The sequence below is a fragment of the Fluctibacter halophilus genome (genome assembly GCF_020687825.1).
GTDB classification, from domain to species: Bacteria; Pseudomonadota; Gammaproteobacteria; order Enterobacterales; family Alteromonadaceae; genus Fluctibacter; species Fluctibacter halophilus.
Map to the genome: position 1 here is coordinate 42,205 of NZ_JAJEWP010000007.1, position 15,981 is coordinate 58,185.

The 15,981-nt window shown below is 53.1% G+C and carries 11 protein-coding genes; 8 read left to right on the forward strand and 3 right to left on the reverse strand.

Going from position 1 to position 15,981, the window contains the following annotated elements; genetic code table 11:
• The first annotated feature begins 33 nt into the window (after window positions 1–33).
• The gene (locus LJ739_RS17450; RefSeq protein WP_229162570.1) at window positions 34–933 is read left to right on the forward strand and encodes a fructose bisphosphate aldolase; all 900 of its coding nucleotides are present in this window, start codon (window positions 34–36) and stop codon (window positions 931–933) included.
• 143 nt (window positions 934–1,076) lie between these two features.
• Window positions 1,077–1,412 (forward strand): hypothetical protein, encoded by a 336-nt coding sequence (locus LJ739_RS17455; RefSeq protein WP_229162574.1) that lies wholly within the window; start codon window positions 1,077–1,079, stop codon window positions 1,410–1,412.
• Window positions 1,413–1,414: 2 nt separating this feature from the next.
• On the opposite strand, the gene ppx is transcribed toward LJ739_RS17455, so the two are convergent.
• From ppx to LJ739_RS17470, 3 genes are all read right to left on the reverse strand, one after another.
• A complete protein-coding gene (gene ppx / locus LJ739_RS17460; RefSeq protein ID WP_229162576.1) occupies window positions 1,415–2,944 on the reverse strand; it encodes an exopolyphosphatase in 1,530 nt (509 codons plus the stop codon).
• A gap of 55 nt (window positions 2,945–2,999) precedes the next feature.
• Window positions 3,000–5,063, reverse strand: a complete 2,064-nt coding sequence (gene ppk1, locus LJ739_RS17465; RefSeq protein ID WP_229162849.1) for a polyphosphate kinase 1 — start codon at window positions 5,061–5,063, stop codon at window positions 3,000–3,002.
• 103 nt (window positions 5,064–5,166) lie between these two features.
• A complete protein-coding gene (locus LJ739_RS17470) occupies window positions 5,167–5,676 on the reverse strand; it encodes a glycine cleavage system protein R (protein WP_229162578.1) in 510 nt (169 codons plus the stop codon).
• A gap of 298 nt (window positions 5,677–5,974) precedes the next feature.
• Between LJ739_RS17470 and LJ739_RS17475 the strand changes: the two genes are divergently transcribed.
• The 6 genes from LJ739_RS17475 (at window position 5,975) to LJ739_RS17500 (ending at window position 15,976) form a co-directional block, all read left to right on the forward strand.
• Window positions 5,975–6,652 carry a TIGR00153 family protein gene (locus LJ739_RS17475; protein WP_229162580.1) on the forward strand — a complete coding sequence of 226 codons (678 nt, stop codon included), beginning with the start codon at window positions 5,975–5,977 and terminating at the stop codon, window positions 6,650–6,652.
• Window positions 6,653–6,663: 11 nt separating this feature from the next.
• On the forward strand, window positions 6,664–7,935 hold the full coding sequence (locus tag LJ739_RS17480; protein WP_229162582.1) for an inorganic phosphate transporter: 1,272 nt from the start codon (window positions 6,664–6,666) through the stop codon (window positions 7,933–7,935).
• Window positions 7,936–8,119: 184 nt separating this feature from the next.
• The gene (locus LJ739_RS17485; RefSeq protein WP_229162585.1) at window positions 8,120–10,903 is read left to right on the forward strand and encodes a hypothetical protein; all 2,784 of its coding nucleotides are present in this window, start codon (window positions 8,120–8,122) and stop codon (window positions 10,901–10,903) included.
• A gap of 119 nt (window positions 10,904–11,022) precedes the next feature.
• Window positions 11,023–13,671 (forward strand): TonB-dependent receptor domain-containing protein, encoded by a 2,649-nt coding sequence (locus LJ739_RS17490; RefSeq protein WP_229162586.1) that lies wholly within the window; start codon window positions 11,023–11,025, stop codon window positions 13,669–13,671.
• A gap of 151 nt (window positions 13,672–13,822) precedes the next feature.
• On the forward strand, window positions 13,823–14,590 hold the full coding sequence (locus tag LJ739_RS17495; RefSeq protein WP_229162588.1) for a DUF3450 domain-containing protein: 768 nt from the start codon (window positions 13,823–13,825) through the stop codon (window positions 14,588–14,590).
• A gap of 24 nt (window positions 14,591–14,614) precedes the next feature.
• The gene (locus tag LJ739_RS17500) at window positions 14,615–15,976 is read left to right on the forward strand and encodes a MotA/TolQ/ExbB proton channel family protein (protein WP_229162590.1); all 1,362 of its coding nucleotides are present in this window, start codon (window positions 14,615–14,617) and stop codon (window positions 15,974–15,976) included.
• The last annotated feature ends 5 nt before the right edge of the window (window positions 15,977–15,981 follow it).

Genomic DNA, 15,981 nt, shown 5'->3' on the forward strand with positions numbered 1-15,981 from the left:
ACAGGCTTGATCCGACAGTAAGGAATGTTGCCCATGGCATCACAAGCACAACGAGACATGCTGGACAAAGTGAAACAGCAAAATGGTTTCATCGCCGCGCTGGACCAAAGTGGTGGTAGTACACCCAAAGCATTGCGTCTTTACGGCGTGATGGAAAGCGAATACAACGGTGATGAGGAAATGTTCGCCAAAGTGCACGAAATGCGCACGCGGATCATTACCAGCCCGGCGTTTAACGGCGAGCGCGTGTTAGGTGCCATTCTGTTTGAAAACACCCTCGACCGTACGATCAAGGGTAAGTCTTCAGCCCAGTTCCTGTGGCAGGACAAACAGGTAGTGCCGTTTTTGAAAGTGGACAAAGGCCTGGCCGATGAGAGCAATGGCGTCCAGCTGATGAAAGACATGCCAGGCCTGGATGAGTTGCTGGCCAAAGCCAACGCACAGGACGTGTTTGGCACTAAAATGCGCTCGGTGGTCAAGCTCGCCAATGCCGAAGGTATCAACGCTGTGGTTGAGCAACAGTTCGCGGTTGGCAAGCAAATCATGGCTGCTGGTCTGGTGCCCATCATTGAGCCTGAAGTGGACATTCACAGTCCGGAGAAAGCGCAGGCTGAGGCGCTATTGCGTGACGCGTTGATGGCGCAGCTCGACGCCCTGCAACCGGATCAGTTGGTGATGCTGAAACTGACCTTGCCTGAGCAGGCAAATTTCTACAAGTCCTGTGTCGACCACCCCAATGTGTTGAAAGTGGTTGCGCTGTCCGGCGGCTATAGCCGTGATGATGCCAATGCCAAGTTGGCTGAGAACCATGGCATGATTGCCAGCTTCTCCCGTGCGCTGACCGAAGGTGTCAGTGCCCAGCAAAGCGATGACGAATTCAACGCCTCGCTGGATGCTGCGATTGAAAGCATTTATCAGGCGTCGCTGACCTGATAACGGAGCGCCTAAAAAAATAAGAAAGCCGGTGCCGACAGGCACCGGCTTTTTTGTGAGTAACGGCAAAATCCACCTAGATGCTGCCCTCGCCACGATCTTCGGCTATGCTGTCAGACACAACCGGTTTACAACGGATGACAATGACCGCACAACGACTGCCCCTGTATAAAAAACTCACCGTCACTTTTCGGGTAGAGCCCGGTTGTCTGGGACCGGACGGCAAAGATCATATCGAGGCATTCTGCCGCTATGCGAAAAATGCGGTTGCACCCCTACACAATGAGTTCGTGCGTTGGGTGATCACCCCTCGGTATGACAAATCCCTGCCGGAAACGGAATACAAGACCAATGGTAAACGACTCAGTGCCGAGCAGGCGGCCCAGTACCTGGGTATTTTCGAACAGTCGCTGTCTGAGTTTGAGGAGCACCTTGAGGAGCAGTTGTCAGAATTGATTGACGATTTTCACGGCCGCTAGGGTTACTTCACCACCAGTCGCAAATCCATCGCTAACCAGTACTGTTTTTCATAGCTCAGATCGGCGGCCAAGATGGGCTTATTTTTAAGCCAGCCAGTCGGGAAGGTCAGGTATAAGGTGCGCTTATGCGCGCGAATTTCCATCGGCGGCAACCAATCGTCCTGGCGTTTCTGGTTCATCAGTACCGCCAGTCGTAACAGTGCTATAAGGCGTACCACCATGGCGCTGTCATACTCGGAAAAATCCGGGATATCCTCAAGCCTGACTTTCTTGCGGTGAAACCGGGCCAACAGCGCAAGCAGTGTTTGTTGCTCCTGGTTGAAGCCGGGCAATTCGAGGTTTTGCAGGATATACGCGGAGTGGCGCTGCACCCCCCGCGAGTTGATGTGCAGACCGACTTCATGCAACAGCGCAGCCCACCCCAGCATCGGCATGCAATCGGGGTGGTTGAGCCCCCAGCCCTGATTGGCTGCCGTCAGTAGCAACTGCGCACTGGACAATACCCGTTTGGCGTGGGCAGTATCCACATCGTAGCGGGTCGCCAGACTTTCGGCCGTGCGCTCCCGGATATCATGATGTTGCAAGCGATCTTCCATTTCGTACAACACCCCTTCGCGCAAAGCGGCCGGAGAGTATTGCAACATGTCGAGGTTGAGGCTTTCAAAAGCGGCGGTCAGGATCGCCAGACCGGCTGCCAGCACCGGGCGCCGTTCTTCGGTTAACCCCTCTAACTGCAATGCGTCACAGTGGCCGGCTTTTTGTACGGCTTTGACCAGTGCATCCAGCGCGCTGCGAGACAGGGTGTCAGGCGCGAGCCAAGGCTCGAAATGCAATGCCAGTTGGGTGGCTATTTTTATCGTTCCGGAGGTGCCGATGACGTGCTGCCAGCCGACTCTGGGGAAGCGCTTGTCGATGCTTTCAAGCTCTTGTTGGGCGGCAGTAATGGCTTTCTTGAAGTGTTTACGCTGGCATTGGCCGTCAGCGAAAAAACGACGTGTGTAGCTGACACACCCCATCTGCAAACTGGATAACACTTTGGTGTCGAAACCCTTGCCGATGATGAATTCGGTTGAGCCACCGCCGATGTCCATCACCAGTCGCTGACCCTCATCATAATTGGTGTGTGCCACACCGGAATAGATCAATCGGGCTTCTTCACTGCCGGGTATGATCTCAATCGGGTAGGGAAGAATGTCTTTGGCGCCACGAATAAACGCCTTGGCGTTTTTGGCTTTGCGCAAGGTATAAGTGGCTACAATGCGCACCGTATCGGGTTCAAAGCCTTGTAAACTTTCGGCGATGACTCTCAGGGTTTGCCAGCCCCGCTGCATGGCTTCTTCGGATAGCATGCCCTGCTCGTTCAGGCCGTCGGCAAGACTCACCCGCTGTTTGACCCGATGCAGGATTTGCACGCTGCCAGCCACAATACGCGCCACCACCAGGTGAAAACTGTTGGAGCCGATATCCAGGGCGGCAACATTGCTGACTTCCCGGGTTTCTACGTTGTCAAAAGCAGTGGTGAAGGTTGCCATAGGGTTCCATTATCACAGGCAGTGGTTCGGTTATACCATTTACCGCCGAGGGCCTCTACTCCAGTCGTTTCAGGTAGGCATATATCTCTTCCTGAGAACGCAGCTTTTTGCGATTGCCCCGTTTTACATATCGGTTGATCTGGTCTTTGTCGATCACGCGGGCTTTCAGGGTGTCTCTGAATTGCAATTCCATGATGTCGATAATGCGTTGTTTCAACACCTCGTCAAACACCGGACATCCCACTTCAATGCGGTTGTCCATGTTGCGGGTCATCCAGTCCGCGGAGGAAATGAACACTTTTTTCTGCCCAGCGCTTTCAAAGATCATCACCCGCGGATGCTCAAGGAAACGGTCTACAATACTGATAATGCTGATGTTTTCACTCAGCCCTTTGATAGCCGGCACCAGTGAACACATGCCACGCACAATGGCGCGAACTTTCACTCCGGCCTGACTGACACGGTACAGATCGTCGATCAGCTCTTTATCCACCAGGTTGTTCACTTTCAGTGTGATCATGGCCGGCAGGCCTTCATTATAATTCTGGATTTCCTGACGCATCAGCAACTGGATCTTGGTACGTGCGTTTAAGGGCGATACCTGCAGGTGCTGGAATTTTGGCCGTCTGTAGGGCAGTTGGATCAATTCAAACACCGAAATGGCTTCCTGAGCCAACTCCTGATTGCGGGTAAACAAACTGAAGTCAGTATAGATTTTGGCGGTTTTTTCGTTGAAATTGCCGGTACCAAAATGGGCATAATTGATCAGTTCGCCGTTTTCCTCGCGACTGACGACACACAGTTTACTGTGAATTTTGAACGACGGGGAGCCCAAAACCACCCGTATGCCGGCATCGGTCATTTTCTTTGACCATTCGATGTTGGCTTCTTCGTCAAACCGGGCGCGCAGCTCGACAACTACCGTGACGGTTTTGCCGTTGTCGACCGCATCAATCAAAGAGTTGATGATGCGGGACTTGTCGGCGACCCGGTAGATGTTCATGCGGATGTGCTTGACGCTCGGGTCGAAGGCAGCCTGGCGCACAAATTCGGTGAAATGTAAGAAGCGGTGGTACGGATAATAAAGCAGTATGTCACTGTGGCCGATGGCATCAAAAACGGTATCAAAACTGGCAAACTGTGACGAATTGATCGCGGGAAGCGGCGTGTTTTCAAGGTAGTCACGGCCAACATTGGGAAAACCGATAAAGTCCTTGAAGTTACGGTATGCACCGCCGGCAATCAGGGTATCCAGCGAGGTGATTTTCAACCGCCGCTTGAGGTTTTTCAGCATTTCCTCTGGCATTTCAACATCGTGAATGACCCGCACCGGTTCAGCGATAAGGCGCTGTTTCATGCTCTCAGACATCTTCTCCACATAGCTTTCGTCGATTTCGTCATTGATTGAGTATTCCGAATCGCGGGTCATTTTGAAGGAATAGGCTTCAATGTGATCAAACTTCACAAAGCCGCGGAAAATGTCCTCAATGAACTGACGAATGATGTCATCCAGCAGGATGATGTGCTTTTTCTTGCGGCTTTTTTGCGGTGGTATCACCACAAAACGGGACATCGCTGTGGTCGGGATTTCGATGGTGGCGAATTTGCTGATCCGCTCATTACGGTAGATAGCGACGTACAAATACGTGGCGGAATCGTTCAGGCGCGACAATAAATCGACTTTGCTGTCCAGCAGGATCGGCGCGATATGACGGAGGATTTTGTTTTTGAAGTAATCCCGTAACCAGTCCCGTTGATAGTCGTCGAGCTGGTCTTTGGTGATCAGAAACACGTTGTAGCGGGCCAGACGGGCGACAACGTCTTTGTATATCCGGTCGAAATCATCGGTCATGCTGACCACTTTGTGCTGGATTTGCTCCATCAGTGCCATGGTCAGTTCGGCACCGTCTTCATCGCCCTTGTCCATGCACAGGTATATCTGGCGTTTGACCTCTGCGACCCGGACCCGATAGAACTCATCCATGTTGCTGGAAAAAATACCCAGAAAGCGGATCCGTTCGACGATGGGGTTTTTCTTATCGGCGGCCTCTTGTAAGACCCGCTCATTAAACGATAGCCAACTCAGCTCTTTGGGGTAATAGATCCCTTGCTGCAACATTGATAGCCCAGTTTCCAATTTTGACAATGAGGTGCGGGCCCCCATTACGCCATGTTGTTGTGACATTTATATGACACCGTCATTGTTTGATCATGGTTAGCGTTTATTGGTCCGATTCGATTAAGTCCACCATCAGGTCGTTGGCAATGTCTTCGAGCGCAGCGCGCAGTGCGTCGGTGTCGAAATTATCCGGCATGTCGATGCGCGCAGTGGCTTTGAACAGTTGACTGCCCCAGTTCGGCGCACTTTCACAACTGGTGTCGAAGCGTCGGATATTGATGTTGAAGCGGTTCAGGACGTTGGTCAGTTCCTGCACGATACCTGGCTTGTCATTGCCGGTCACTTCGACGATAGCAGTGGCGGGCAAGTGGGTTTGACTCGGTTCACCTTCTACCAGGTGAATGTCCAAATCCGGATGCTTTTCGAAGGTGTCGATCAGGGTCTGATGCTGCTCTGCTGGCAGTTCAATGTGCACAAAGCCTGCAAAATGTCCGGCCATGTGGGAGAAGTTACTGCCCAGCCAGTTGCCTCCCAACTGGTACACGGTGCGGGCTACAGAATCTATCAGGCCGGGTTTATCCTTTCCGACCAGGGTAAATATCAGTGTTTTCATGGTGCGACTTCCAAGGTTGTTTGTACTAAGGATAGTGCAATGCGGTTTAACAGTGCAGCGATTTTTGTAAGGAATTTCAGCAAGTAAGCATCTGCTCGCTGTGCCGGGGCTCGCTGCCGGTGAGGCACAGTTGCAGGTGTTGTTCTACCCTTTTGAAGAGACCGGTCCGAGCCCAGGCGAAGATAGGGGCGATCAATTTGCGTTTTGTCGGTACAGGATCGTTACATCTTGTTGTATGATGCGCGCCACATTGGCGTGTTTTGTCCATTGCACGCCATTAACCAGAGATTAGAAGATTATGCCAACTAACTCATTTTTAGGGGTTTTCGCGAAATCCCCGCTCAAACCTTTAGAGCAACACATCAATGTTGTTCATAAATGCAGCCAGGCTCTGATGCCGTTTTTTGACGCCGTATTTGCCGGCGACTGGAACAAGGCAGGCGAGCATCAAGCTGAAATTTCAAACCTGGAAAAACGTGCCGACGATTTGAAACGTGAATTACGTGTCAGTCTACCCGGTGGCATTTTCATGCCCATTCAACGTCAGGATTTGCTCGACTTGCTGACCCAGCAGGACAAAATCGCCAACAAGGCCAAAGACATTTCTGGTCGCGTGTTGGGGCGTCAGCTGGTGATCCCCGGTGAGTTGCAGGACAGCTTTCTGGCTTACCTGAAACGTTGCCTGGAAGCGACCAAGCAAGCCAAAAAAGTCATCAACGAACTGGATGATTTGCTCGAAACCGGGTTTAAAGGACGGGAAGTTCGTCTGGTCGAAGACATGATTGAACAGCTGGACAAAATCGAAGACGACACGGATAGCATGCAAGTCGACATTCGCAAACGTTTGTTGGATCTGGAGCCTACCCTGAATCCTGTCGACGTTATTTTCTTGTACAGCATCATCGAATGGGTCGGTGAGCTGGCCGATATCTCAGAACGCGTAGGTTCCCGTCTGGAACTGATGCTCGCCAACTAAGAGAACGCAGTATGGATATTTTTTTCGCAGATTACGGGACCATCCTGATCGTCACCGCGGCCATTGTTGGCTTCGTTATGGCGTGGGGTATTGGTGCCAATGATGTGGCAAATGCCATGGGAACGTCGGTGGGCTCAAAAGCCCTGACGATTAAACAAGCCATCATGATCGCCATGGTGTTCGAGTTTGCCGGTGCTTACCTGGCGGGCGGGGAAGTGACGTCCACCATCCGCAAAGGGATCATCGATGCAGCCTACTTTGTCGATGCACCAGACCTGTTGGTGTTTGGCATGATATCCGCGCTGTTAGCGGCGGGGATCTGGCTGGCAGTGGCATCCTACCTGGGCTGGCCAGTGTCGACCACTCACTCGATTGTGGGTGCTATCGTTGGCTTTGCTGCCGTGGGCGTCAGCATGGACTCGGTCGCCTGGGGCAAGGTTGGCGGCATTGTCGGTAGCTGGATCATCACCCCGGCCATTTCCGGTTTTATTGCCTATCTGATCTTCCAAAGTGCACAGAAGCTCATTTTCGATACCGACAAACCTTTTGACAATGCGAAGCGCTTCGTACCGTTTTACATGGGACTGGCCGGTTTTGTCATGGCGCTTGTCACGATCAAAAAAGGTCTGAAACACGTTGGTCTGGAAATTCCTGCCGCCGAAGGTTACTACATTGCGATTGGTCTGGCGGTACTGGTCGGGTTGCTTGGCCGTGTAGCGATCAGTCGGGTCAAATACGATCCCAAAGCCGACAAGAAAACCCATTACGCCAATGTTGAGAAGATCTTTGCCATTCTGATGGTGGTGACCGCCTGTTGTATGGCCTTTGCGCACGGTTCCAACGATGTGGCTAACGCCATCGGCCCCTTGGCCGCTGTAGTCAGTGTGGTCGAAAGTGGCGGTGAAATTGCCAAGAAAGCACCGTTGGTATGGTGGATCCTGCCACTGGGTGGTTTAGGTATCGTTGCCGGTCTGGCGCTGTTTGGTCATCGCGTGATCAAAACCATCGGCAAGGGCATCACACACCTGACGCCGAGCCGCGGTTTTGCCGCTGAACTGGCGGCAGCCTGTACTGTGGTTATTGCCTCCGGTACGGGGTTGCCAATCTCGACCACACAGACCCTGGTGGGGGCTGTACTGGGTGTGGGCATGGCTCGCGGGATTGCCGCGCTTAACCTGGGTGTGGTACGCAACATTGTCGTGTCCTGGGTGGTGACCTTGCCGGCCGGTGCGGGTTTGTCGATCCTGTTCTTCTTTACCATCAAGGGTATTTTTGCTGCCTGAGTGACCCTCTCGTAGTACCGAATCAATCTAAAACGGCACGTGAAAACGTGCCGTTTTTTTATGCCTCAGAGACAGTTATGAAACTTTTGTGACGATTATTTTACTGTAACAAAAGTGTCACTCATGTCGGGTACGCTGCCTGCGTTTTCACTATCCCATAACAATACCCGATTTGGAGAGCACGATGGAACTGAAGAACGTCTTTAAGGCGAGCGCCATTGCAACAGCACTGGTTTTGGCCGGTTGTGGCGGCGATATCAATATCAGCGAAGGCGACATTGACAATAGCGTGACGAATGTCGACAACAGCGTTGATAACGGCGGCGACAACGGTGGCGATAATGGCGGCAGCACTGACACACTGCCAGGCGAGCGTAGCTCGTTCCTGAGCACTCAGGTATCAGAAGCCTTCGGTACCACCATTGACGTGCGCGTGCTCTCCGGTCGATTGACCGATGCCGATGCAGACAGCAGTGGCAAAGTGGTGTTAACCAACGATACCGTCTGGGCCCTGGAAGGTCCGGTATTTGTGGGTGCAGATAAAGCCGACAGCGTCGTGGTTGAAGTCGAAGCGGGTACGGTGATATTTGGTCGTACCGGTGCCGATTACATGGTTGTCAGCCGTGACTCACAACTGGAAGTCAATGGTACTGCCAGCAACCCGGTGATCATGACGTCTTACAATGATGTGATTGGTGATGAAGTTGGTGCCGGACAGTGGGGCGGCCTGGTATTGCTGGGTAATGCGCCATCCACCAAGTGCCCACAAGACGGTTCAGATTGCTCACTGCAAGTTGAAGGTGCCGAAGAAGGTGCCGTATTCGGCGGTACAGACGAAACGGATAGCTCCGGTGTACTGAACTATCTGGTCGTGAAGTACGCAGGTTTTGAAATCGCCCCGGACAATGAATTGAACGGTATTACCTTCGGTGGTGTCGGTTCAGGCACGGTGGTCGACTATGTTCAGGTGCATGCCAATGCCGATGACGGTGTTGAGTTTTTTGGTGGTAACGTAAACGCCAAGCACTTGGTGTTGACCGGCAATCAGGATGACTCGGTTGACTGGGACAACGGCTACAAAGGTAAGCTACAGTATGTCTATATCGAACATGCTGGCGACAACAGTGATGCCAACCGTGGTATTGAAGGTGACGGCGACGGCGGTGATGGCCTGGCGTTCTCTGAGCCCATGGTGGCTAACCTGACAGTCGTTGGTAACAATTTCGCCTCTGCTGATGCGGCGTCTGAAGGGTTGCTGTTGCGCGACCAGACCGGTGGTCACCTGATGAACATTCTGCTGGCTGGCCCGGAAGGAATGGGTGAGTGTCTGGAAATGGACAACGACGATACCGTACAGGCGAACCTGAGCGACGGTGATCTGACCATGACCTATTCCGCTATCGCGTGTAGTGAACCGTTCAAATACGGTGCCAGCGACGTGAACCTGGAAACCTGGTTTACTGGCCAGGAAGGCAACCAGTTGATTGCGTTTGCCGACCGCGCCAACGTGGGTCTTAACCCGGATGGCACCCTGACCGCACAGAGCCCGATGCTGACCGCCGGTGGTGATGCATCAACCATGGACACGTTCTTTGAGGCCAACACCTTTGTCGGTGCGGTCGGTGAAACTGACTGGCGTGAAGGTTGGGCGTTTGGTTTCGGTGGCGGCACCATTGACTTGGTCGCGTCCAAGTCTGGTTGTCCTGCGGGCACAACCACCATCGCATCTGTTGATGGCTCCACGACTACCTGTGAACTGTCTGGCACCTTGACCGCAGACCTGACCCTGACCGCTGGCAACCTGTATGCCCTTTCCGGTCCGGTATTCGTCGGTGGCGACAAAGCCAACAGCGCCACACTGACGGTAGAACCGGGTGTTACCGTGTTTGGTGCATCGGGCAATGACTACCTGGTGGTTAGCCGTGACTCTAAGATTGAAGCCAATGGTACGGCCTCCAACCCAATCACCTTTACCTCTCGTGACCATGTTGTGGGTGGTCTGGAAGCCGGTACTGCAGGTCAGTGGGGCGGCATGATCATTCTGGGTAACGGTTACTCTACCAAGTGCCCCCAGGATAACTCACAGTGTTCACTGCAGGTTGAAGGTGCGCAGGAAGGTGCAGTATTTGGTGGTAACGACAATACTGACAATTCTGGCACCCTTCGCTATGTGCGCGTGATGCACGGTGGTTTCGAAATTGCACCCGACAACGAATTGAACGGCATCACTTTCGGTGGTGTTGGTTCTGGTACCACCGTTGAGTACGTGCAAATCCACAAAAACGCCGATGATGGTGTGGAATTCTTCGGCGGTGCCGTGAATGCCAAATACCTGACCATGACCGGTGTGCAGGACGACTCGGTGGACTGGGATAACGGTTATCAGGGCAAACTGCAGTTTGTACTGGTTAAGCACGCCGATGACAATTCCGATGCCAACCGCGCCATTGAAGGTGACGGTGATGGTGGTGACGGTACTGAGTTCTCCAACCCAATGGTTGCCAACATGACCGTGATTGGTAACACCTTCGACACTGCGGACGCCGACTCTGAAGGTATCCTGCTGCGTGACCAGACTAACGCTCAGTTGTACAACATCATTGTGACCGGTCCTGCCGGCATGGGTGAGTGCTTCGAAGCGGACCTGAGCGACGGTGATACCACACTGGAAGCGAACATGGACGGCAGCAATACACCACAACTGGTGTTCCAAAGCTCTGTTCTGGCCTGTGGCGAAAACATCAAGAACAGCGGTGCGTTTGACCAACAAGCCTGGTTCGCGGGCCAAACCGGTAACAGCCTGCTGGATGAAACCGCCAATGTGCTGAACGGTATCTACACCGTCGATGCTACCACCGCGACTGATGTATCAGCCCTCGACAGCTTCTTTACCCCGGTTGACTTCATCGGTGCCGTAAAAGACGCAGACAACGACTGGACCTCTGGCTGGACCGTAGGCCTGGAGTAAGTCACTGCTGAATCTATCGGCATAAAGCAAGTACGTCGCCTGGTGTGACGTACTTGCTTTCAAGCATATAAGGCGTCGAAAAGACGCTGTGTAGGAAATCGCTTTCAAAGAGGTTAATCATGAACAGACCTGCCAACCGGTTTTTCCTCAAGCCGCTCAGCATGGCCGTACTGACCGGGCTGTGTGTTCAGTCCCTGCCTGCTCTTGCTCAATCGGATGAGGAAAATGTGATTGAGGAAGTTGTTGCCACCGGTACGCGGCTCAAGGGCACCGCATCGGCCGTGATGGAAGAGCGTAAAAACCAGGCGTTCGTGGCAGATATCATGGGTGCAGAGCAAATCGCTCGCACCGGTGACAGTGACGCGGCATCGGCTTTGCGTCGTGTGACCGGCCTGACGCTGGTCGACGGTAAGTTTATCTATGTGCGTGGTCTGGGGGAGCGTTACTCGTCGACCCAGTTAAACGGCTCGATCGTGCCAAGCCCGGATCCCACCCGAAATGTTATCCCGTTGGATTTGTTTCCGTCAGACATCATCGAAAGTCTGTCAGTGCAAAAGTCTTATTCACCTTCCATGCCGGCATCGTTCGGTGGTGGTAATGTCGACATCCGCCTGAAAACCATTCCAACCCAGCAGGTGTTTAACCTGTCTGCCAATGTCGGCTACAACACCGAAAATAGCGGTGATGTGCTCGATTATCAGGGCGGCGGCAATGACTGGCGCGGTCAGGACGATGGAACCCGTGCGGCGCCCGATGCCATTCTGGCGCGCTGGGAAAACAAACAGTTTCTCGACAATCTGGATCCGGCCGAAGCGGTGGCGCTGTTGTCTGAGGTGAATCGCGATTACGGACCCGAGACCGCCAGCGCGGATCCGGACATCGGCCTGAATTTCACCTATGGCAACAGCTATGATCTGGATGATAGCTGGCGTATTGGCTTCCTTGCGGTTGCCGGTTACGACGCCGAGACCCGTGCCTCAGAAGAATATGAGTTGCAGGACCCGGATCGGATTGGTGATGAGATCACCCTGGTGCGCTTTTTTGACGACATTCAAAGTACCGAGCGCACGGTGAAATGGTCGGGCTTACTCAACCTTGGGGTTGACTACAACCGCAATCATCGCCTCGATTACAGCCTGATTGTGCTCAATGATACCCGTGATCAAATCAGCGAAAAGTTTGGTAACACCGAGAACCTGAGCCTGAGTGAAGGGGTACGCATTCGCGACATCGATGTCGAATACGAAGAGCGCACCATGTACACCAACCAGTTCAAGGGTATGCATACCTTCCCTGAACTGAATTTCATGGGCTTCGATTGGCGTTACTCCGAAGGCCGTTCAGTGCGCTACGCGCCGGGCAATATGGAAGCCCGTTTCGTGATCGCCGATGCCAACGAAGACGGTCAGTTCGATGCGTTGAATGAAATCGCCTTGTTGGATGCACAGACAGCAGGCCGCTACACGTTCCAGGACTTGCACGACCGACTGGAAAATTACGGCTATAACCTCAACATGCCTTATTCACTGGGCAAGTGGGAAATGGAATTCAAATTCGGCGCGGATTTTGTGACCAAAACCCGTTCAGCCGAGAACCGCCGGTTTGACGTCAACACCCTGGCGTTTGATGATCGGACCCTGCTAAAAGGCAGTGTGTTCGGTGACATTCTCAGCGACGATGTGTTGGCCAACGGCAGCTTCACCAACCGCGCGATTTTGCGTGATACCACCGTCGCCGGGGATGACTATGTTGCCGGTCAGAAAATCGATGCCTACTACGTTGAGGCTGACTTTTTCTTCGACAACAAATGGCGCTTTACCGGCGGGGTTCGTTGGGAAGATTTTCGTCAGGTGGTTGCACCGCTGGATCCCCGTTCCAATCAGTTTGACCTGAACGACGAGGACGATCGTGCGCAACTGGCGTTCCAGGAGGATGACTTCTACCCGGCTGCCGCGTTGACCTACTTCCTGTCTGACAACATGCAGCTTCGCGCCAGTGTTGGACAGACGGTGGTGCGTCCCGATTTGCGTGAGGTGTCATCGGCGACCTACATCGATCCGCTGACTGACTTCCCGATTGCCGGGACACCGGGTGTACAGACCACCGATATCATCAACTATGACTTGCGCTGGGAATGGTATCGCGAAGCGGGTAACAACCTGTCGGTAGGCGTGTTCTACAAAGACATGGATGCACCGATTGAATCGGTTCAGTCGCCCGCTCAGGATGGCCCGCCACTGATCCGTATTGCCAATGCTGAATCCGGCAAGGTCTATGGTGTTGAGGTTGAATTCCTGCAAGGACTGGAGGTGATTGGCGATGGTATCTGGGACAATCTGTTCTTGTCTGGCAACATTACGCTGAGTGACTCAGAGATTGTTCTGGACCGCCAGAACATTGTTGAGCAGACCGGCGTATCTGCCGCCATCACTAATACGACGCGGCGAATGACCGGCCACTCAGAGTACGTCGTCAATCTTCAGATGGGCTACGATTCTGACAATGGCGAACATTCCGCGTCAGTGGTGTACAACGTGTTTGGTGACCGCATCCTGATCCCGGGCATCGATGGGTTTGATGACAGCTATGAACAGCCGTTCCACTCGCTGGATGTGGTGTACAAGTTCTATCCTGACTTCAATACCACGGTGACCTTCAAAGCCCAGAATATTCTTGATGAAAAGAAACAACTGGAATTTGAAAACACACTGTTGCGTTCACAAACCAAAGGCGCCAGTTTCAGCCTGACCTACAAGTACGACTTCTAGGTTTTTAGCAGGCCGCTTCGGCGGCCTGTGTTTCCTCTTTACGCGGATTTGTCATGAATCTGCAATTAAAATGTCACATTGCACTCCTATCCTGCACGCAGTTTTTTCGGCGTCGGTTTACCGACCAAATACAGCACTCAGGGCCTTATCTATGATGTTTACCAAACGCGCCACTGTTGCTTTAACTGCGGGTGTTCTAGCGGCATCTGTTGCGACAGCTCAGCAAGATCAAGATCTCCAGCCTGTGATCAAATCAGCCAATGAAATTAATCAATCGGCTGAGCAATCTCAGGAAAAAATCAACAGCATTACGGATCAAATTGAAACCAAACTGCAAAAATTCAAGGCGATCAACAAAGAGATAGAAGGGCTGGATGTTTACAACGCGCAACTGCGCAAACAGATTGATAATCAGCAATCTGAAATGGCAGCCCTGAACAAGGCAATCGACGAAGTCAGTGTGGTTGAGCGTCAGATCACGCCATTGATGCTGCGCATGATCGACGGCCTTGCCCAGTTTGTTGAACTGGACGTTCCGTTCCTGCCCGACGAACGGGCTGAGCGTATCGCCGGTTTGCGCACCTTGATGGACCGTGCCGATGTGGCGCCGTCGGAAAAATTCCGTCGTGTGATGGAAGCCTACCAAGTTGAAATGGACTACGGCCGCACCATCGAAGCCTACTCAGGATTGCACACCATCAATGGTGAAGAACGTGAAGTGGACTTCCTGCGCATCGGTCGCACCGCCTTGGTGTATCAGACCCGTGATGCCGGCCTGCAAGGACGTTGGAACAAACAAACCAACCAGTGGGAAGAACTGCCAAGCAGCTACCGCACGCAAATCACCAAAGGGTTACGCATGGCCAAGAAACAGCTGGCCCCAGACCTGTTGATGTTGCCCGTTGCCATTACTGACTAAGTGAGTGAAAACATGAAGAATGCGATGAAAACGTTTTTGGTCACCCTGGCAACAACCCTGTTGTTTGCCCAGTCGGTGACCGCCCAGGAAAAAGCCCTTGATCTGGATGCGCTGTTGCAGCAACTGGAACAAGGTAAGTTTCAACAACGCCAGCAAAACGCTGAGCGTGAACAAGCCTTTATGCAGCAACGTTCAGAACAGGACCGTATTCTGGCAGAAACTGTCGCGCAGCGGGATGCCGCGCTGAAAACCTCTGAGCGTCTGGAAACCCAGTTTGAAGAAAATGAATTCAAGCTGGCGGATCTGAATGATGCATTGACCAAGCGACTGGGCTCGTTGAAAGAGCTGTTTGGCGTGCTTCAGCAGGTGGCCGGTGATACCAAAGGCAAATTCAGCACCTCGTTGATCTCTGCCCAAATCCCTGGCCGTGACCAGTTCCTCGATGAACTGGCTCAGTCGATGGGTTCCAGCTCCAAGCTGGCTTCAATTGCCGAGATCGAGCGTGTCTGGTTCGAAATGCAGCGCGAAATGACCGAGTCCGGCAAGGTCACTACCTTCAACCGTGATGTGGTCGAGGCCGGTGGCGTCAAAGTCACCAAAGACGTTGTACGGGTGGGAGCATTTGCGCTGGTATCCGATGGCAAATACCTCGACTACAACGGTGTAACGGGCACACTGGCCGAATTGGTGCGTCAGCCCGCTGAACGCTACGGTGATTCTGCCCGTGCATTGCAGGCGTCCAACGGTGAGGTGGTCGAATTTGGTCTGGACCCGACCGGAGGCTCAATTCTGGGCTTGCTGGTACAGGCGCCGACATTGCAAGAATATGTCGAACAGGGTGGCCTGGTGGGTTACATCATCCTCGCGGTTGGTGCAGTGGGTCTGTTGCTGGCGCTGGAGCGCATGCTGACCCTGACCATGGTGCGTGGCAAAGTGAACCGTCAGCTCAAATCCGACACCTTCAAAGACGATAATCCGCTGGGACGGGTGATGCAGGCCCGGGACAAGTTCCCTGAAGCCGACACCGAGGCACTGGAGCTGCACCTGACGGAAGCCATTTTGGGTGAAGTGCCGAAGCTGGGACGCAACCTGACGATCATCAAAATCATCTCCGTGGTTGCACCGCTGATGGGATTGCTGGGCACCGTGACCGGCATGATCGTGACGTTCCAGCAAATTACCCTGTTTGGTACGGGTGACCCTAAACTGATGGCCGGCGGTATTTCCACGGCATTGGTCACCACCGTGCTCGGACTGGTTGTCGCCATTCCTACCACCTTGTTGTTCGCGTTTTTGAATACCCAGAACCGCAACATCGTGGCGATTTTGCAAGAGCAGGCATCTGGCGTTATCGCCGAGCGTGCTGAACGTCAGGCAAAAGGCTAATCCCA

Coding starts and splice junctions, on each gene's coding strand:
- LJ739_RS17455 (WP_229162574.1), top strand. CDS start 1,077: ATGACCGCACAACGACTGCCCCTGTATAAAAAACTCACCGTCACTTTT.
- LJ739_RS17450 (WP_229162570.1), top strand. CDS start 34: ATGGCATCACAAGCACAACGAGACATGCTGGACAAAGTGAAACAGCAA.
- LJ739_RS17485 (WP_229162585.1), top strand. CDS start 8,120: ATGGAACTGAAGAACGTCTTTAAGGCGAGCGCCATTGCAACAGCACTG.
- ppk1 (WP_229162849.1), bottom strand. CDS start 5,063: ATGTTGCAGCAAGGGATCTATTACCCCAAAGAGCTGAGTTGGCTATCG.
- LJ739_RS17495 (WP_229162588.1), top strand. CDS start 13,823: ATGATGTTTACCAAACGCGCCACTGTTGCTTTAACTGCGGGTGTTCTA.
- LJ739_RS17500 (WP_229162590.1), top strand. CDS start 14,615: ATGAAAACGTTTTTGGTCACCCTGGCAACAACCCTGTTGTTTGCCCAG.
- ppx (WP_229162576.1), bottom strand. CDS start 2,944: ATGGCAACCTTCACCACTGCTTTTGACAACGTAGAAACCCGGGAAGTC.
- LJ739_RS17490 (WP_229162586.1), top strand. CDS start 11,023: ATGAACAGACCTGCCAACCGGTTTTTCCTCAAGCCGCTCAGCATGGCC.
- LJ739_RS17480 (WP_229162582.1), top strand. CDS start 6,664: ATGGATATTTTTTTCGCAGATTACGGGACCATCCTGATCGTCACCGCG.
- LJ739_RS17475 (WP_229162580.1), top strand. CDS start 5,975: ATGCCAACTAACTCATTTTTAGGGGTTTTCGCGAAATCCCCGCTCAAA.
- LJ739_RS17470 (WP_229162578.1), bottom strand. CDS start 5,676: ATGAAAACACTGATATTTACCCTGGTCGGAAAGGATAAACCCGGCCTG.